This window comes from Faecalicatena faecalis (assembly GCF_012524165.2).
Taxonomy (GTDB): Bacteria; Bacillota; Clostridia; order Lachnospirales; family Lachnospiraceae; genus Faecalicatena_A; species Faecalicatena_A faecalis.
The window spans coordinates 148,102-166,110 of the sequence record NZ_JABACJ020000007.1 but is presented as its reverse complement, the minus strand read 5'-3'; the positions used below and the strand labels follow the sequence as shown (position 1 = coordinate 166,110).

Annotated in this window: 16 protein-coding genes; all 16 read left to right on the top strand. The window is 45.4% G+C overall.

Annotation, left to right across the window (positions count from 1 at the left end):
* The first annotated feature begins 20 nt into the window (after positions 1 to 20).
* The 16 genes from HGO97_RS09840 (at position 21) to HGO97_RS09765 (ending at position 17,987) form a co-directional block, all read left to right on the top strand.
* Entirely contained in the window at positions 21 to 788 is a 768-nt protein-coding gene (locus HGO97_RS09840; protein ID WP_216241128.1) for a hypothetical protein, read from the top strand.
* Positions 772 to 1,155, top strand: a complete 384-nt coding sequence (locus HGO97_RS09835; RefSeq protein ID WP_216241127.1) for a hypothetical protein — start codon at positions 772 to 774, stop codon at positions 1,153 to 1,155. The genes HGO97_RS09840 and HGO97_RS09835 overlap by 17 nt, the downstream gene beginning before the upstream one ends.
* Before the next feature lie 30 nt (positions 1,156 to 1,185).
* A complete protein-coding gene (locus HGO97_RS09830; RefSeq protein ID WP_216241126.1) occupies positions 1,186 to 2,463 on the top strand; it encodes a pilus assembly FimT family protein in 1,278 nt (425 codons plus the stop codon).
* A 181-nt stretch (positions 2,464 to 2,644) separates the two neighbouring features.
* Complete coding sequence (locus tag HGO97_RS09825; RefSeq protein ID WP_216241125.1) at positions 2,645 to 2,872, top strand: AAA family ATPase; 228 nt, start codon at positions 2,645 to 2,647, stop codon at positions 2,870 to 2,872.
* Positions 2,873 to 3,225: 353 nt separating this feature from the next.
* The gene (locus HGO97_RS09820; RefSeq protein ID WP_216241124.1) at positions 3,226 to 3,936 is read left to right on the top strand and encodes an ABC transporter ATP-binding protein; all 711 of its coding nucleotides are present in this window, start codon (positions 3,226 to 3,228) and stop codon (positions 3,934 to 3,936) included.
* Complete coding sequence (locus HGO97_RS09815) at positions 3,937 to 5,511, top strand: putative ABC exporter domain-containing protein (protein ID WP_216241123.1); 1,575 nt, start codon at positions 3,937 to 3,939, stop codon at positions 5,509 to 5,511.
* A 58-nt stretch (positions 5,512 to 5,569) separates the two neighbouring features.
* Complete coding sequence (locus HGO97_RS09810; RefSeq protein WP_216241122.1) at positions 5,570 to 6,046, top strand: methylglyoxal synthase; 477 nt, start codon at positions 5,570 to 5,572, stop codon at positions 6,044 to 6,046.
* 319 nt (positions 6,047 to 6,365) lie between these two features.
* Positions 6,366 to 7,904, top strand: coding sequence for a sodium:solute symporter family transporter (locus HGO97_RS09805; protein ID WP_216241121.1), 1,539 nt, complete (start codon positions 6,366 to 6,368; stop codon positions 7,902 to 7,904).
* Between the two features lie 159 nt (positions 7,905 to 8,063).
* Positions 8,064 to 8,678, top strand: a complete 615-nt coding sequence (locus HGO97_RS09800) for a TetR/AcrR family transcriptional regulator (protein WP_216241120.1) — start codon at positions 8,064 to 8,066, stop codon at positions 8,676 to 8,678.
* A gap of 49 nt (positions 8,679 to 8,727) precedes the next feature.
* Positions 8,728 to 10,098: a sodium-dependent transporter gene (locus HGO97_RS09795; protein ID WP_216241119.1), complete on the top strand. Its 1,371-nt coding sequence runs from the start codon at positions 8,728 to 8,730 to the stop codon at positions 10,096 to 10,098.
* Between the two features lie 397 nt (positions 10,099 to 10,495).
* Positions 10,496 to 12,223, top strand: coding sequence for an NAD(P)/FAD-dependent oxidoreductase (locus tag HGO97_RS09790; protein ID WP_216241118.1), 1,728 nt, complete (start codon positions 10,496 to 10,498; stop codon positions 12,221 to 12,223).
* Positions 12,220 to 13,491 carry an NAD(P)/FAD-dependent oxidoreductase gene (locus HGO97_RS09785; protein WP_216241117.1) on the top strand — a complete coding sequence of 424 codons (1,272 nt, stop codon included), beginning with the start codon at positions 12,220 to 12,222 and terminating at the stop codon, positions 13,489 to 13,491. The genes HGO97_RS09790 and HGO97_RS09785 overlap by 4 nt, the downstream gene beginning before the upstream one ends.
* Positions 13,488 to 13,862 (top strand): DUF1667 domain-containing protein, encoded by a 375-nt coding sequence (locus HGO97_RS09780; RefSeq protein WP_216241116.1) that lies wholly within the window; start codon positions 13,488 to 13,490, stop codon positions 13,860 to 13,862. Before HGO97_RS09785 ends, HGO97_RS09780 begins: the two co-directional genes overlap by 4 nt.
* A 33-nt stretch (positions 13,863 to 13,895) precedes the next feature.
* On the top strand, positions 13,896 to 15,638 hold the full coding sequence (locus HGO97_RS09775; protein WP_216241115.1) for an FAD-binding oxidoreductase: 1,743 nt from the start codon (positions 13,896 to 13,898) through the stop codon (positions 15,636 to 15,638).
* Positions 15,639 to 15,713: 75 nt separating this feature from the next.
* A complete protein-coding gene (locus HGO97_RS09770; protein WP_216241114.1) occupies positions 15,714 to 17,279 on the top strand; it encodes an FGGY-family carbohydrate kinase in 1,566 nt (521 codons plus the stop codon).
* A gap of 273 nt (positions 17,280 to 17,552) precedes the next feature.
* On the top strand, positions 17,553 to 17,987 hold the full coding sequence (locus tag HGO97_RS09765) for a hypothetical protein (RefSeq protein WP_216241113.1): 435 nt from the start codon (positions 17,553 to 17,555) through the stop codon (positions 17,985 to 17,987).
* Positions 17,988 to 18,009: the final 22 nt, after the last annotated feature.

The window sequence follows — 18,009 nt, the reverse complement described above, 5'->3', positions numbered from 1 at the left end:
GGAAGGAGGTACAAGAAAAGTTGGATCAAAAGAAAAATTGGAAATGCAAGAAAGACCAGAGTAGTTCAAGGAGTTGGAACAATCGAGGTTCCGCGCTGGTTTATGTGCTGTGTGTTATGGCTGTAATTGTGGTTTTGTGCCTCTCCCTGCTCCTTTTATCCTTTTCCATGTATAAATCCTCACTGGGGTATAAGAATCAGGAACAGTGCCAGTTATTAGCTGTCTCATTAAGTGAGGAGATCCGGGAGGAACTGGAAAATGACGGGAATAGCTGGTATATTACGTTTGACGGCAGTATGATAGATAAAAGGACGCCGATCTATTCCTATGATTCGAAGAACAAAAAACCGGGAACGAAGCAAGCACCGGAACTGGTTGATTTTATAATGCGAAATATGTGGACCAATGGATGGCCCTATTATGATGAGGAAGAAGAGGGAGACCGCAATCATAGTAAAAAAGCAGCTACCCGGGAATTACAACTGGATACAGGTGCGATTGCGGATGAGTCATTCCGTAAGTTAGCCGGTGATATTACGGTCGAGATGTATTGGGGCAGTACCAGTGAAAAGGTGACGGAAACTGACAGTGAGAAAAAGAAAAATGGCACGCCGCTGGTCATTACGGTAAAATGCAAAGTCGGAAAACAGTCCAGCACGATTACCAGGACCTATGAGTTGGCATATAGTGCAGATAGCAAACCAGAAGACGGAAAGGAAATCTGGGGATGGTTCATGACCAATCCTGGGGAAGAAAGGGGGAGCCTGGAAGATGAAGAGTCAGAGTAAGTTCAATAGAAATCATAAGGGCGCCCTTGCAGGTAACAGGAAAGGATCTACCTTTGTTGAATTAATTGTTGGTTTTGTTGTTCTGGTGCTTTTGATCGGAACATTCACGAAAGTGGTCACACAGTCCAGCAAATTATTAAAACGTTCTCAGGAAATCCGGGAGAATACAGAGTCCATGCTGTCTTCCTTTTATAAACAGAAACATGATGCCGCAGAAACTCCAAAGGTTGCAGTGACAATCAATGAGAAAGGGGAGACATTGCAATTTCTATATGACGGGGAGAAAATCAAGTTAGAGAACCAGAAAATCAGGGTTGAAACAGGAAATGAAATCACGATTTATGAGTTTAAAGAAGAGGAACCGTAGAAATAGTCGGATAGTGATGGTGAAGATTAGATGAGAAAATGGATGATCAAGATTCGTGAAAACTTAAAATCGAATAAAGGTTTTACCATGGTCGAAATGGTAGTCACGATTATTTTGACAGGAATCCTTTTTACAATGGCTTGCAGTATGCTGTTGTCCTGGGGGAAGTCTTATGACAAGCTCAAAACGATCGAACATGCGGAACAGCTCACAGATACGCTCATGGACAAAATCTCGGGAGAGATTTCCGGTGCACAGGATCGAAATATCCCAGATACGACAAAAGGAACGGAAAATCTGGACCATGTGATTATCAGTGCGGATAATTCAGAAATCGAGCTGTATGACAGGACAGGAAGCCATATCAAGATCAGTGCTGTAGAGCGGACACCCGGGGATGCAAAAACAAAAGAGCTCAATATCCATTACTACGAAGTGAAGAACATGGCCGGAGATGAGAACCTGTACGATGCGGTCGACTGGAAATATTCTGAGAATATGTATATGAATTACTACGTGCAGGAGCTGCGGTTCGATACCGTAAAGGGAAAGACCGGGAATCTGCTTCCCCTTGTAGATGTGACCCTGAAAGTGCGAAATGAAAAATATCAATATACCTGTACGGTCACGAAGACAATAGAGTGCTATAATTCACCGACAATTTCAGGACCAGGGAAGGAAGACGGGACTCCAGATGGTCCAGATAATCCAGATACCCCGGATGGTCCAGATAATCCAGATACCCCAGACAATCCAGACAACCCGGATAATCCAGATAACCCGGATAATCCAGATAACCCGGACGGTCCAGATAATCCAGATACGCCAGATGAACCTGAAATTAATAGAGAGCACGGGTACATAGAAATCGAAGATGGTAAGTTAAAATTTTTTGAAGGTATGCCTAGTTTTCAGGACTTAAAGGATATAGCGGATTCATTAAAACCGCCTCATGATACAGAGTTAATTCAGGTACCGGCTGGGATTTATCAAGACAACAATAAGTATTATTTAGTCACAGAAGATACAGTTACAGATAAATATGATTGTGGCAGCATGGGACAGATAAAGAATTACAAAGATAATTGGAATAAAGTAATAGAGCTACTCAATGATAAATTGGTAACAGAGAAAAATATTACAACTGCCGGACAATTTGATACACTTATACAAAAGGGAACTATTTATCTCTATCAAGAGGAGTATTATATTTGTGTAGAGCCGAGTGGTGGACAGCCAGGAATTGCCCCTGCTTCAAATTCAAATTGGGTGAAAGTGGAATCCAGATTTATCAGTGTCAGTAATTAAGCTGTTCATGGGAACAAATAAAGAAGACGTAAGACCTTTCGGAGCAAATGATATATTTTGCCTGAAAGGTCTTTTTATGAAAAAGAGTATTTATGGATATGATAACGTACAACATGTGTGATATAATAAAAACAATTATTTATTCGTATAACTTAGATAGTAGTTCGGAAGGAGGAAATCGATGAGTGACCGGAATAAACTGCTTCCCCTTGGCATTAGTGATTTTAAGAAAATCAGAAAAGAACAGTATTACTTTGTAGATAAATCATTGCTTATCAGGGATTTATTAAACTCTGGTGCAGAAGTTACTTTATTAGTCAGGCCGCGCAGGTTTGGCAAAACGTTGAACATGAGCATGTTGAAGGCGTTTTTTGAAATTAGTGATGAGGACACAGCACAATATATGTGATTCAGGAAGAATATAATCGATATAATTTCCTTTTAGAAAGTGATAAGATAACATCATGAGTATGATATCCCCATCCAGCAAGGATATGTAGAAGGTTTTTATAAGAAAGATTTGTTCATTATAAAAGCATAAGAGCATTTGAGCTTCGCATTGTACAAAAAGATTATGATACAATGCGAAGTTTTTATTTTTATGAAAACAAAATCATTATGTAAACATGCGTAAAGGATACCATTCTAAAACTGGAATATCCGCTCCCCACCCTATTGACAAAGAATTGATTTACCTGTATTCTTGTATTAAGCGAGTAATACAAGAGCTTAAGCATTCACTACATATGCAGGAGGGTAATCATGCTGGAAATTCAAGATTTAAGTAAATCATATGGAAAATACCTTGCGGTCGATAAGGTGAACTTTTTTATCCCGGATGGACAGGTAGGTGTTCTTTTAGGGCCGAACGGGGCAGGCAAATCTACAATCATCAAATGTATTGCAGGTCTGCTGCGCTATACAGGGAGAATTGGGATTCAGGCCATTGATGCGAAGACATTAGAAGCCAAACGTCTTTTTGCCTATGTTCCCGAGATTCCATCTATGTTCGAGGCGCTGACTGTGAGGGAGCATATAGAATACATACGCAGAGCATATAACAGCAATGTCACAGATGAAGAGATTGAAGCGATGCTTTCACGCTTTGATCTGGATGATAAACAGGATAAGCTGGGCAATGAGCTTTCTAAGGGAATGATGCAGAAGGTCAGCATCTGCTGTGCTCTTGCAGTGAAGCCAAAGGTGATTCTATTAGATGAACCGATGGTCGGCCTGGATCCAAAGGCGATCAAGGAACTGAAAGAGGTGGTAAAGGAGCTGCGCGACCAGGGCGTGACAGTACTGATCAGTACCCATATGCTTGAAATGGTAGAAAATCTGTGGGATGTCATGTTCGTGATGGAAAAAAGCCATATCATCGGTTCTTACAATAAGGCAGAGGCGGGAGAGAAGGATCTGGATGACCTGTTCTTTGAGATGACTGGCAGTTGGGAAACGGATGGTGATTCATAGATGAAGGCATTATTATATTTGACGAGACGTAAGTTTATCAATAATTTTAAGAGAGCAGTGAAGAAACCGGCAAGTCTGCTCTTAATAATCTTCTGTGCCGCTTATGGAATTTTTCTCGTAGTTATGCTGGCCAAGCTTGCCGGACAGGTCCACTTTGATTCTCCGAAGGGACTGGTCGTGATACTTACGATTTGGTCGTTATACATTTTCCTCTCGAATTTTGCAAGTTATGCGTCCAGGAAAGGGATTATTTTTAAACCTTCCGATACACATATGGTTTTTCCAGCACCAATCAGTCCAAAGCTGATCCTGCTTCACAGTGCATGGATGAATTATCTGTTATCCGTCGTTATCGGAATTGTATTTGCAATCGCAGGTCTGACTGTGTTTGGTGTGGCTCCGTGGAGGGTCATGCTGCTGTTTCTGATTGAAATCGTGTTGGAGCTTAGTATGGAAATCAGTGTCATGCTGCTTTTGTATACGAATGACCGGATTCCACGGAACGTGATTACATGGATCAGCAGAGGAATTAAGGTATTTTTGATCGGTATTACTATTTTTATTATTCTGTATTTTAAAAAATATGGAATCACGTTGGACACGGCATCAGCATTTATTGACTGGCCGGGGCTTTTGATGATTCCGATTGTAGGATGGAATATTGCGGCATACAGGCTGGTGCTTCTGGGTGCAGATACGGTGAATATCATCTGTACGGTGCTGTATCTGCTTACTGTGGCGGTCACCTTTCTGGCTGCTTGGCGCACAAAGACTGACGGAGGCTACTATGAGGATGCGGCCAAGTTTGCAGATGACTATGCAGAGATGAGGAAACGCAAGCTAGATGGAGAGATGGTGACCGGAATTGGGGAAAAGAGAAAGAAATTCCGCAAGGTCAGTGAGTCTTTCAAAGCATCCGGTGCGAAAGCGATTTTCTACAGACAGTTATTAGAGTATAAGAAGGAACGGTTCTTTATCTTTTCCAAGATGACGCTCCTCTGTCTTGGTATGTCTCTGATTTTGGCAAAGTCCATGGAGGCAGGCGCAAGAAAATCCGGTGTACCACAGTTGTTTTTTATGGGAATCATCCTGTATATCGCTCTTATTTTTTCCGGGTATCTGGGAAAATGGGAGAATGAGCTGAAAAATCCATATCTGTACCTAATTCCAGATAAGCCGATAAAAAAATTATGGTACGCTACTTTGATGGAGCATATTAAGTCATTTGTGGACGGATGCGTTTTCTGCATTCCAATCGGGATTGGCTGGAGACTTGACATGCTGCAGATTATCCTTGCGATCCTGACCTATACTGTACTCCAGGCAAACAGATTGTACACGAGGGTGGTAGCGCAGTGCATTTTAGGAGATACTCTTGGTAAGACGGGGCAGAATCTTGTGCGGTCTCTTATCCAGATGATGATTCTGGGGATTGGCGCAGCGGTTTCAGCCATAGCAGGTTTCATGATCAATATGGATTTGGTCTTTCCAATTATTCTCATTTATAGTATGATAGTAACAGTAGCCACCGGTTTGCTGGCATCCATTCGTTTCCATACGATGGAACAGCTGTGATAGCCTGGGCTGATACATTTCATACATAATAATAGTCAGAATTACGGGAGGAAAGAAGATGTTGGAAGACAATTACGTAACTTTGGAAATCGGAAAAGCAAAGCATATCGCATTGGTAGCACATGATGGCAAGAAGAAAGAGCTGGTGGATTGGTGCGATAAGAATAAAGATGTTTTAAAAGGGCACTTTTTATGTGGAACAGGAACCACTGCAAAGTTGATCGCAGAGCGGACAGGCCTTCCGGTAAGAGGATACTGCAGCGGCCCTCTTGGTGGTGATCAGCAGATCGGTGCTAAGATTGTAGAGGGACAGATTGATTTTATGATTTTTTTGTGGGATCCGTTAGAGGCACAGCCGCATGACCCGGATGTAAAGGCACTGCTTAGAATTGCGGTCGTCTATGACATTCCGATTGCGAACAACCTGGCAACAGCGGACTTTATGCTGAATTCGAAGTATATGAGCGAACCCTATTGCAGAAGGATTGAGAATTTTAATAAGACCATTCAGGACAGGGTCGATCAGATGAAGTAGAGGACGCTTTCCAGCTTGCAGGACAAATGTCTTAAGATTTGGATATATCTTGTTTTGAAAGCCGCATTGGACGGCTTGGAATCTGTAAAAGAAAAAAGGAGAAAACAAAGGAACGGTAAATTCTGGCCTTTGTTCTCTCCTTTTTTCTTATAATCTCGTCCCCTTATGTGATTTGATTATTTTTATTTTTGTGAAATGATTTTTGTGAAAAGATTGACAGGAGTGGGATTTATGTGTTAGTATACTTTTATGCTTTAAAGCGTTACGCTTTAAAGTGAATTAGTAAAATTATTAATGAAAAAGGAGATGAGGACGAGAGATGGGAATCAAGCTGGTTTTGCTGATTGTATTTTTTGCGGTTATGGTAGGTGTCGGGCTTTATTCGAGGAGGCATACGAGGAGTGTTGACGGATTCGTCCTTGGTGGACGTTCGGTAGGTCCGTGGCTGACGGCATTTGCATATGGGACTTCTTATTTTTCGGCGGTAGTATTTGTTGGTTATGCAGGACAGTTCGGGTGGAAGTATGGAATCGCCTCTACCTGGATCGGGATTGGGAATGCAGTCATCGGAAGCCTGCTTGCCTGGGTTGTGCTGGGGCGCAGGACAAAGGTAATGACTCAACATTTACATTCTAAGACGATGCCGGACTTTTTTGGGGCGCGCTATGGCAGTAAGTCTTTGAAGATCACGGCATCTGTAATCGTATTTATCTTCCTGATTCCTTACACAGCATCTGTATATAATGGCCTTTCCAGATTATTTGGCATGGCTTTCAACATCCCTTATACATACTGCGTGATCGTGATGGCTGCATTTACTGCCGTATATGTGATTCTTGGAGGATACATGGCGACAGCGATCAATGATTTTATACAGGGAATCATTATGCTGATAGGAATTGTAGTTGTGATCGGTGCAGTATTAAGCGGAAAAGGAGGATTCCTTCATGCAGTCCAGACAATGGCACAGATACCAAGCGATGTACCGCTGACACAGGGACAGCCGGGAGCATTTACGTCCTTTTTCGGACCGGACCCTCTGAATCTTCTCGGTGTTGTGATTCTGACTTCTCTGGGGACATGGGGGCTGCCACAGATGATCAATAAGTTCTATGCGATAAAGGATGAGAAGGCGATTAATACAGGAACCGTCATTTCTACTCTTTTTGCAGTAGTAGTTGCAGGAGGCTCCTATTTTCTGGGAGGTTTTGGCAGGCTGTTCGACAGTCCAGCCATTCATGATGAAGCGACGGGAGCTGTTGTGTATGACAGCATCATACCATTTATGCTCTCGACTCTACCAGATATTCTGATTGGAATCGTAGTGGTATTGGTGTTATCTGCATCGATGTCCACACTTTCATCCTTGGTATTGACATCCAGTTCTACGATGACACTGGATCTTTTAAAGGATAACGTGATGAAGAATATGAGTGAAAAGAAGCAGGTCATTACGATGCAGCTTCTGATTGTTTTTTTCATTGTTGTTTCCGTGGTAATTGCTTTAAACCCACCGACCTTCATCGCGCAGCTCATGGGAATTTCCTGGGGGGCTTTGGCAGGAGCATTCCTGGCGCCATTCTTATATGGACTGTACTGGAAAGGCGTGACACGTGCAGCCGTATGGGCAAGCTTTATAGCAGGCGTGGGCATCACGGTCTCCAATATGTTTCTTAGCTATATCAGCTCCCCCATCAATGCAGGAGCGATTGCTATGGTTGCAGGGCTGATTATTGTTCCTGTTGTGAGCCTGGTGACACCGAAGGTGAAGCGGGAAATGGTCGATGAGATTTTTAGTTGTTATGATGAGAGAGTTACGATTACGAAGAAACGCTCCTTGAATGTGGACCAGGTCTGATTCTAGCAGCGATAAAAAGACATAGTTTCTATCATAAATAAAGACAAGAGGATGATCCCGGGTGAAGGCCCGGGATTTTTCTATATATTTCAATATGACAGTACATAGGAAAGTGTGGTAAGATATTGATAAAATAAATGAAGCTTTAAGGGAAAAGAGATGGAAAAGAAAGTAGACAGAAGAATATTAAAGACAAAGAGCCAGCTTCGGACCGGGCTGGCAAAACTGATGCAGTCGAAGGATATCAGCAGAATCACCGTGAAAGAGCTGGTGGATGAGGTGGGAATCAACCGTTCCACATTTTACCTGCATTATAAAGATATTTCAGGCCTTCTCGAAGAAATCGAGCGGGAGATGGCAGAAGAAATCCAGGAAGCAATGCAGAGGCATCCCATTGGACAGGAGCAGCATGCGACCTTTTATTTTATCGAGGACCTGTATGAGGTATTGACAAAAAATCGTGAAATAAGCCGTGCGCTGGTAGGTCCCAATGGGGATATCAGGTTTATTCAGAAAATCCAGCATATCATAGAGGAGAACAGCAGGGGACTTTTGACAGAAGTCTGCCATGCATCGGAAAAGGAATTAAGATATTTTTATGCATTTTGTCTGAACGGATGCCTGGGGCTGGTCAAGACATGGCTGTTGGAGGGGGCTCATAGGGACCCAGAGTTCATGGCGCGAATGACATTTGAGATGGCCGCGAATGCGATGAATGCATTCTGCAATGCGGAGGACAGCTTTGAGAATAGCTTGACAGAAAAATCACAATGACGTAAGATATTTTTTTAGAGTAAAGACTTAAAGAGAGGATTCTAAAGGTATGAAAAGAGAAAAGTTTGGTTCCAGACTCGGGTTCATCCTGATTTCTGCGGGATGCGCCATCGGGCTGGGAAATGTGTGGAGATTCCCCTATATTACGGGACAATATGGAGGAGCGGCATTCGTGCTGATTTATCTGTTCTTCCTCGTGATACTGGGACTCCCGATCATGGTCATGGAGTTTTCCGTGGGACGAGCAAGTCAGGTCAGTGCAGCCCTGTCCTTTGACAGATTAGAGCCTAAAGGCACGAAGTGGCACTGGTATAAATATGGGGCAATGGCAGGGAATTATCTGTTGATGATGTTTTATACCACCATCGGAGGATGGATGCTTTTATATTTTGTAAAAATGGCCGCTGGAAAGTTCGAAGGACTGAATGCGGAAGAAATCGCCGGGGAATTCGGTGCACTGACAGCACAGCCTGTGCTGATGACCGTCTGCATGGTCATCGTGGTAGCTCTGTGTTTTGGAATCTGCAGCCAGGGGCTCCAGAAAGGAGTCGAGAAGATTACAAAGGTCATGATGCTTCTGCTTCTGGCGCTGATGATCGTGCTGGCTGTTCGTTCTGCAACATTAAAGGGGGCAGGGGAAGGACTTCGTTTCTATCTATATCCTGATTTTTCAAAAGTTAAAGAAGCTGGTCTATTCGATGTCGTATTCGCAGCCATGGGACAGGCATTCTTTACACTGAGCCTGGGTATTGGCGCGATCGCGATCTTCGGGAGCTATATTGACAAGAAACGTACCCTGACAGGGGAGGCCGTGTGTGTCACTGTGCTGGATACCTGTGTGGCCTTAGTAGCGGGATTGATCATCTTCCCGGCCTGTTTTGCATTCGGCGTGAATCCAGACAGCGGGCCGAGCCTGATCTTCATTACGCTGCCGAATATCTTTAACTCCATGGGAGGAGGAAGAATCTGGGGGACTTTGTTCTTCCTGTGTATGTTCTTCGCGGCGGCGTCCACCATCATCGCCGTATTTGAGAATATTATTTCCTTTGCCATGGATCTGACTGGTTGCAGCAGAAAGAAATCAGTACTGATCAATCTGATCGCAATCAGCCTTTTGTCCCTGCCGTGTATCCTCGGATTCAATCTGTGGAGCGGTTTCCAGCCGCTGGGAGAGGGAAAGAATGTCCTGGATCTGGAGGATTTCCTTGTGAGCAACAATCTTCTTCCTATCGGCAGTCTGATTTACCTTTTGTTCTGTACCAGCAAAATTGGCTGGGGCTGGAAGAACTTTACGAAAGAGGCGAATACAGGAGAGGGAATCCACTTTCCAAAATGGGCTAGGATGTATGTATCTTACATACTTCCGCTTGTCGTTCTGTTCATTTTCATCCAGGGGTACTGGTCCATGTTCCATAAATAAATAGCAGGTTAGCGAGGCACTTTAGTTTTGGTGCGGGATAAGACGCTGAGAGATACGGGAAAGCCATATAGGCTGCCCGATATCTTCTCAGCGTCTTTTGCTTGAATGAGAAAGTATGTTGTAACTGTTCACAGGTCTCTGTGCACAGTTACGATTTCAGCCCATTTTAAATGCATCTTCGATGCATGGGGCTGAAATCCATCCTACTGTCAGCTCTGGCGCATAGCTTGACAGCAAGTGTCAAGCTTGCGAGTGTACAGTAACAATATATTACTGATTTCTTTACAAAATTTATTTGGAAGGTGGTAATGTCTGATAACTTGGCGTATAATACACATATGGTTCAAATATTATGAAAATAGATTCTATATATCTTATTTGGGAAAGAAGGTATTGGATGAATGTAAGATCACTTCAGAAGAGGCTCAACGAGCGCTTCGGACCAACTGTTTCTGTCCAAGTGAAGGATGGCTGTATTGTTGTTTCCGGGCACCTGGACAGTTGGGATAAGATTGTCGCGGCATGTACGATGTGTGTGGATAAAAAGTCCGGCATGCATGTTGTGAATGATATCAGGCTGGACGGCGTCAGGATTCCCAAGATGCGGACACCCGATTTTCAGGATCATGCCCTTGAGAATGCGGCACCGGATGTGTTGATTATCGGAGGCGGGATTTCCGGTGCCAGTATTGCCAGAGAGCTTTCCAAATGGAAGCTGGATATCCTGCTCGTGGATAAAGAATCGGATCTTGCGGTTCAGGCGTCCGGCAGGAACGACGGGGAAGTACACCCCGGCGTTGATTTGAACAAAGGGAGCCTAAAGCAGCATTATGTTCTTCTGGGCAACCGGATGTTCGACCAGGTCTGCAAGGAGCTGAGTGTTCCGTTCGAGCGGTGCGGGCAGTATGTTGGTTTCACAGGGAAATGGATGTATCCAATCATCTGGGCTTATGTATGGCAGCGTAGATATGTCTGTAAAGTAACGGATACGAGGATTTTAAAGAGAAAAGAGCTATTTCGAAGAGAGCCGAATCTAAACCCTAAATTTCATTTTGCCATGTTCAATCCATCGGCAGGCTGTGTCTGCCCTTATGGATTGACGATTGCATACGGGGAAAATGCAGTGGAGAACGGCGCGAAGGTGTCTCTAAATACAGCGGTTCTTGGCATGGAGGTCAAAAATGGACGAATCTGTTCGGTCAAGACGAACAGGGGGACCCTCTATCCGAAAATCGTGGTCAATGCAGCGGGTGTATTTGCAGAAGATGTGGCGAGGATGGCAGGAGACCGGTTCTATTCCATCCATCCAAGAAGAGGGACGAACTCCATTTTGGATAAAAAGTCAGGCAGCCTTGTCAAAGGGATTGCTTCCATCAAAACTCTTCAGAAAAATAAGAAACATACCAAGGGCGGCGGAATCCTGCATACGGTCCACGATAATCTGCTTGTAGGGCCAAATGCTGTGGAGACATATGAGAAGGAAAATTTTGCGACACAAAAAGGAAGCATCGATGCGGTGTTCGCAAAGCAAAAGCTGACCGCAGAAGCATTGAGCGAGAAGGATATCATTACATATTTTACGGGAGTAAGACCAGCCACCTTTGAGGAAGATTTTATCATTGAAAAGGGACGGAAGACCAGAAATTTGATTCACTGTGCAGGAATCCAATCGCCGGGGCTTACTACGGCCCCGGCTGTAGCGCTGGACATTGAGAAGATGGTCATAAGCGAGCTGAAAAAGGAGAAAAAGCCGGAGAGGAATCCCAATTTTTGTCCAGTCAGAAAGGCACCGCCAGTTCTGAATCAGCTTTCATATGAAGAGAGGAACAAGCTGATTCAGGAGAATCCAGATTATGGGGAAATCGTATGCAGATGTGAGGAAATCAGCAAGGGTGAGATTCTGGATGCGTTGAACGCTCCAATCTGCGTGCCCACGATCGATGGGATCAAGAAAAGGGTACGCCCGGGAATGGGAAGATGCCAGGGCGGTTTTTGTATGCCGCTCGTGACGAAAATCATCAGCGAATTTCTTCAAGTGCCCGAGGAGAGGGTACGCAAGGCGGGAGAAGGTTCAGGAATCCTGTTTGGAGATACAAAGTGCACGGACGAGGAGGTGGCAGAATGAACAGGTATGATGTCATTGTGATCGGAGGCGGTCCGGCAGGACTGGCAGCCGCAATCTCTGCGGACCGGCGTGGTGCAGAGGTACTCCTGATTGAGCGGGAGGCACGTCTGGGAGGAATTTTAAAACAGTGCATTCATGATGGCTTCGGTCTGGTACGCTTTGGGGAAAAGCTGTCGGGACCGGAATATGTGGAGCGTTTTATCAAAGAGTTCCGAGAGCGGAGGATTCAGAGCAGTCTGCTTACCTTTGTCACGGATATGAAGAAGACGGACCACGGGTTTGTGTTAAGAGCGGTGAACCGCAGCGGCGTCCACGAGTATGAGGCTAAGGCGCTGGTGCTTGCCACGGGATGCAGGGAGCGTACCGCAAAGCAAGTGCAGATCCACGGTACACGTCCGGCGGGCGTGCTGACGGCGGGAACGGCACAGCATTTCGTCAATCTCCAGGGGAAAATGCCGGCCAGAAAATGTGTGATTCTGGGAAGCGGGGACATCGGACTCATTATGGCAAGGCGTCTGACCTTGGAAGGTGCGGAGGTACTGGGGGTTTATGAAGTCAAGCCCACTCCGTCAGGATTGACCCGGAACATTGTGCAGTGTCTGGATGATTACAAGATTCCGCTTTATCTGTCCCATACCGTCACACGGGTGTTTGGGGAACAGCGGTTGACCGCTGTGGAGGTGGCAGAAGTAGACGAGCAGATGCAGCCCATCAAATCCACAAGAAAAAGAATTGCATGCGATACATTAATCTTATCTGTAGGCCTGATTCCGGAAAATGAAATGGCAGAAAAGCTGGGGGTTCGTCTGGATACGAAGACAAAAGGTCCGGTCTGCAATCACCGGTTCATGACGGAGGTAGAAGGCGTCTTTTCCTGTGGGAATGCGCTGCATGTCAATGACCTGGTGGATTATGTATCTGAAAGCGGAGAACTCTCCGGTACGGCAGCGGCGGAATATGCTGAGAAAATGGGGAGTACAAAGCGCAGAGAGGTTTCTCTTAATACGGATGCGTCTCTGCAGTATCTGGTTCCCCAGAAGCTGGCATTGTCAGAAGGACTTGACAAGGTGATTTTCTATTTCCGCAGCAGGGAAGTATTAAAGCAGGGTACACTCGTGTTTTTGGTAGATGGAAAAGAAGTATTTCACAGGAAATATAGGAATTTAAAACCGCCGGAGATGGAACGGCTGGAGCTGAATTGTACGTCCTTTGGCCTAAGTGATGCAAGCCGGATAGATGTTCAGATCAAAAAGGAGGGAGACATTTGAAAGAGTTGACGTGTATTGTCTGCCCCAACGGATGCAGTCTGAGAGTGGAAAAGAAGGATGGGCAGTGGGAAGTCAGCGGGAATCAGTGTAAGCGCGGTATCACATTTGCAATCGAAGAGATGACCCATCCCATGCGCACGATCAGTTCGACTGTGAGGACATCATTCCCGGAGGTCCCGGTGATTCCGGTACGTGTTTCTGCGGAGATTCCGAAAGAGCGGATTTTTGATGTTATGAAGCAGATCAATCAGGTGAGAGTAGAAAAAATCTGTGGAACAGGTGACGTGGTGATTGAGAATGTCCTGGGGCTTCAAGTGGATGTGATCGTTACAAGCGATATTCTTAGGGAATGGGAGAAAGAACAAAAATAAAAAACAAGTATGTCAGAAGGGAGATTACAAACTATGAGCAATAAACCATACAAAGATTTTGAACCGAACTGGGTGAAAACACCTGCACCGAAGGACAGCTACCGTTCGATTTTCCGCTGGGGGGACCCAGAATATGTGAAGTATCCGAAAGAGTCGCTTTATAAGATGATGAAGGAAAAATTCAATATGACAGATGATGATTTCCGTACCTATGATGGGGATATCGGAATGGACCCGGTCAAACTGGATGCGCCCTGCAATCTGGCAGAGGAACATATCGAGGCAATGAAAAAAATCGTGGGGGAGGAATTTGTGACGGCAGAGGATTACCCCAGGCTCGCAGTGGCTTATGGAAAGACAGGATATGATGCGGCAAGGCTCCGTCAGAGGATCATCGAGAATCTGCCCGATGTGGTAGTCTATCCGGGCACAACGAAGCAGATTGAAGAGATCGTGGCATATTGTACGAAGTTTGGAATTCCGCTTTATGTATATGGAGGCGGCAGCAGTGTGACCCGGGGCGTGGAGCCTGTGAAGGGCGGTATTTCACTGGATATGCGAAAAAGGTATAACAAGATTGTTTCCTTTAATGAAACTGATCAGACGATTACCGTGCAGAGCGGCATGTCAGGTCCGAAGCTGGAACGTGCCCTGAACCACGCACCAAAACTGATGGGGGCAAAGCGTGCCTATACATGCGGACATTTCCCACAGTCCTTCGAGTACAGTAGTGTGGGCGGCTGGGTCGTGACCAGAGGGGCAGGCCAGAACAGTACCTACTATGGATGTATCACAGATATTGTCATGTCCCAGAAGTATGCGACGCCGATCGGGAATATCCAGACCAGTCATTATCCGCGCGAGGCCACGGGACCGAACCTGAACCAGATTATGATGGGAAGCGAAGGAACATTTGGAGTCTTAACGGAAGTGACTTTGAAGGTATTCCGTTATATGCCGGAAAATAGAAGACGGTTCTCCTACATTTTTAAGGATTGGAAGACCGCACAGGAGGCGGCACGGGAAATGATGCAGTGTGAGGCAGGATTTGCTTCTGTATTCCGCTTGTCAGACCCGGAGGAGACGGACCTGATGCTGCGGCTTTACAATGTGGATGAAACTCCGCTGTGGAAACTTCTGGATGCAAGGGGATATATGGATATGCAGCGGTGCCTTTTCCTGGGCTTCACGGATGGGGAAAAAGGATTTTCTGAAAATGTAGCAAAGAATATCCGCAGGATCGCGAAAGAACATGGCGGAATGAGTCTGACTTCTTTTGTGACAAAAAGCTGGGAAAAGGGACGTTTTACAGACCCGTATCTGCGGGATACCATGCTGGATTTCGGAATCATGACAGATACTCTGGAGTGTACCGTCAACTGGTCCAATATGGGGAAGGTGCATGAGGAGGTGCGCAAAGTCTGCCACGCTCTGCCGAACACGATTGTGACGACCCATATGTCACACTGTTATCCACAGGGGGCAAATCTGTACTTTATCTTTATCACAAGGATGGATGACGCAGAAGAATTCCGAAAATACCACAGCACGATTCTGGATGCCATCCAGAAATCCGGTGCGGCACTCAGCCATCATCACGGAATCGGGAAGATGTTCGCGCCTTGGCTGGAAGGACAGATCGGGCGAAATGAATATGGAATGATTCGGGCTTTGAAGAATTATTTTGACCCGGGATACAACATGAATCCAGGCGGAACCCTTGGACTGGATTTAAAAGAAGAGGAGAAACGGTTTTTGAGAGAGGATATTCAGTAAAGCTGGCTTTTGCAGGAAGGGCGGGTCTTTTGGGAAAGGACCGCACGACCTGCAGATCCATATGGAGGGAATGCCATGAATGAAGACAGGGAAAGGATTGTCCTGACCTTTGATGTGGGAACACAGAGTTCCCGCGCATTACTGATCAACAACCGGGGAAAGATTCTGGGAAAGGGGCAGCAAAAGCACGAGCCGCCCTATGTCTCCCGGGAGCCGGACTGGGCAGAGCAGGATGCAGAATTTTATTATGCGCATATCTGCCAGTCCGCCCGGGAACTAAAGAAAGCTGTGGAAGAAGGAGTGTGGGAGCGAATCGAGGCGGTCTCCATTACGACCATACGCGATACCGTGGTATGTGTGGATAAAGAGGGCGTACCACTGCGTCCTGCAATTGTCTGGCTGGATAAAAGGAAAGCGGACGGCGGCCCACGGCTTTCTCAGGTGACCCGGATGATGTTCAAGGCAGTGGGGATGGAAGAGACGGCAAAGCTACAATATAAAAAGGCTCACTGTAACTGGATCATGCAGAAAGAGCCGGAAATCTGGGAGAAAACGTATCAATATCTGCTTCTGAGTGGATATCTGACTTATAAGCTGACCGGGAACATGGCAGATGCGGCTGCGGCTCTGGTGGGGCGTCTGCCGATCGACAGTCAGAGCAGAGGCTGGCAGAGAAAAGGAGCCCTGACCCGCCCGGTATTTGATGTGGAGCCGGAGAAACTCTGTGAGGTAAAAGAATCCGGGGAAGTCCTGGGGCATATTACGGCACAGGCAGCAGAGGATACCGGGTTGAAGGAAGGTCTGCCGGTCCTGGCATCGGGTTCGGATAAGGCATGTGAAATCCTGGGACTTGGCTGTACTTCCAAGGAAAAGGCCGCAATTGGACTGGGAACGACAGCGACAATCACATTTAATATAGAGAGGTATCTGGAGCCGGAAAGATTTATCCCGCCGTACCCCTCTGTGATTCCGGGCTGGTACAATCCTGAAATCGAGATCTACAGAGGATACTGGCTGATTTCCTGGTTCAAGAAGGAGTTTGCAGAAAAAGAGGTAGAGCAGGCAAAGCGGCTCGGTGTTTCTGCCGAGGAGCTATTGAACAGGCGACTCAAGGAGATCCCGGCCGGCTGTGACGGACTTCTGTTCCAGCCATATTTCACCCCGAATGTGACCATGCCTGTGGCAAAGGGTTCTATTATCGGATTTTCAGATCAGCATACACGGATTCATCTCTACCGTGCGATCATCGAGGGAATTAACTTTGCTCTGATGGATGGAATGCGGCTGTTGGAAAAACGTTCCGGGCATGTGTTTGAGGAAATCCGTCTTGGCGGGGGCGGTTCCCAAAGTGATGAAATCTGTCAGATCACGGCGGATATGTTCGGGATTCCAGTAAAGCGGACAGAGACTTATGAGGCGACTGGAATCGGCAGCGCGATGGCGGCATTTGTAGGGCTGGGAGAATTTCAGGATTATGATGAGGCACAGAAGGCGATGGTACATTTGAAGGATGTATTCGAGCCAGATATGGAGCAGCACCAGATCTATCATGAATTGTACCGGGACGTCTTCCAGAATATCTATGGGAAGCTGGCGCCCTTGTATGAGAAGCTGCATGAGATTTATCACAGAGAGAAGTAAGAGGAGCAAAGCTCGCTGGAGAATGTGAAAAAGTGTACATTTTCCTGTGAGCTTTTTAAGTTTTTGTTTCCGTATTGTATTTGATTTTTTTATGGCTTATAAAAATAAAATTTGTCTGAACAATTTTCTAAATCGCTTGTGGAAGTGGTTTTTATATGTTAAAGTAAGTTCACCTGAAAATCATATGGGTGCATTTCGAACATTCTTTATACTTAATTCATAATGGAATCTTAGATTTCATTCCAGGGGCAGATTCGCCCGAATATTCAATGTTTGGAAAAAAACAATATTTTATTTAATCTGATTGATCCGAGATACCTGGAAAGTCTGGAGTGTTTTCAAACAGATTTACAGATTGTTTTTGGCATGCTAAAATATAGAAAAAGCAAGGTGAAATTGCAGAATTACGTAGAGCTCAACCAGGAGTATTTTAGTGATATTGATTATGATTCTTACAATGCTGTTAGGGCTATGCTTGGTTCAGAGCAGGGCTTAAAGGAGATTAAGAAGGAGACGGGAGGGATAAATATGTGTCAGGCTTTGGAGGAACTATATCAGGATGGAGTGGAACAGGGAATCAAAGCTTTTGTACAGGATTACACAGAGGAAGGATTTGGCAGGGAGAAGATTCTGGGAAAGCTGCAGAAAAGGTTTTCACTAAGCAGAGAGAAAGCAGAAGCATATTTTGAAGAATTTACGAAGGAATAACAAAGTTTTGTGTTATATAAGA

What these genes read in the sequence shown, in the direction of transcription:
- HGO97_RS09830 (WP_216241126.1), top strand. Translation starts at nt 1,186, where the DNA reads ATGAGAAAATGGATGATCAAGATTCGTGAAAACTTAAAATCGAATAAA.
- HGO97_RS09790 (WP_216241118.1), top strand. Translation starts at nt 10,496, where the DNA reads ATGAATGTAAGATCACTTCAGAAGAGGCTCAACGAGCGCTTCGGACCA.
- HGO97_RS09815 (WP_216241123.1), top strand. Translation starts at nt 3,937, where the DNA reads ATGAAGGCATTATTATATTTGACGAGACGTAAGTTTATCAATAATTTT.
- HGO97_RS09770 (WP_216241114.1), top strand. Translation starts at nt 15,714, where the DNA reads ATGAATGAAGACAGGGAAAGGATTGTCCTGACCTTTGATGTGGGAACA.
- HGO97_RS09775 (WP_216241115.1), top strand. Translation starts at nt 13,896, where the DNA reads ATGAGCAATAAACCATACAAAGATTTTGAACCGAACTGGGTGAAAACA.
- HGO97_RS09820 (WP_216241124.1), top strand. Translation starts at nt 3,226, where the DNA reads ATGCTGGAAATTCAAGATTTAAGTAAATCATATGGAAAATACCTTGCG.
- HGO97_RS09800 (WP_216241120.1), top strand. Translation starts at nt 8,064, where the DNA reads ATGGAAAAGAAAGTAGACAGAAGAATATTAAAGACAAAGAGCCAGCTT.
- HGO97_RS09805 (WP_216241121.1), top strand. Translation starts at nt 6,366, where the DNA reads ATGGGAATCAAGCTGGTTTTGCTGATTGTATTTTTTGCGGTTATGGTA.
- HGO97_RS09825 (WP_216241125.1), top strand. Translation starts at nt 2,645, where the DNA reads ATGAGTGACCGGAATAAACTGCTTCCCCTTGGCATTAGTGATTTTAAG.
- HGO97_RS09810 (WP_216241122.1), top strand. Translation starts at nt 5,570, where the DNA reads ATGTTGGAAGACAATTACGTAACTTTGGAAATCGGAAAAGCAAAGCAT.
- HGO97_RS09795 (WP_216241119.1), top strand. Translation starts at nt 8,728, where the DNA reads ATGAAAAGAGAAAAGTTTGGTTCCAGACTCGGGTTCATCCTGATTTCT.
- HGO97_RS09785 (WP_216241117.1), top strand. Translation starts at nt 12,220, where the DNA reads ATGAACAGGTATGATGTCATTGTGATCGGAGGCGGTCCGGCAGGACTG.
- HGO97_RS09835 (WP_216241127.1), top strand. Translation starts at nt 772, where the DNA reads ATGAAGAGTCAGAGTAAGTTCAATAGAAATCATAAGGGCGCCCTTGCA.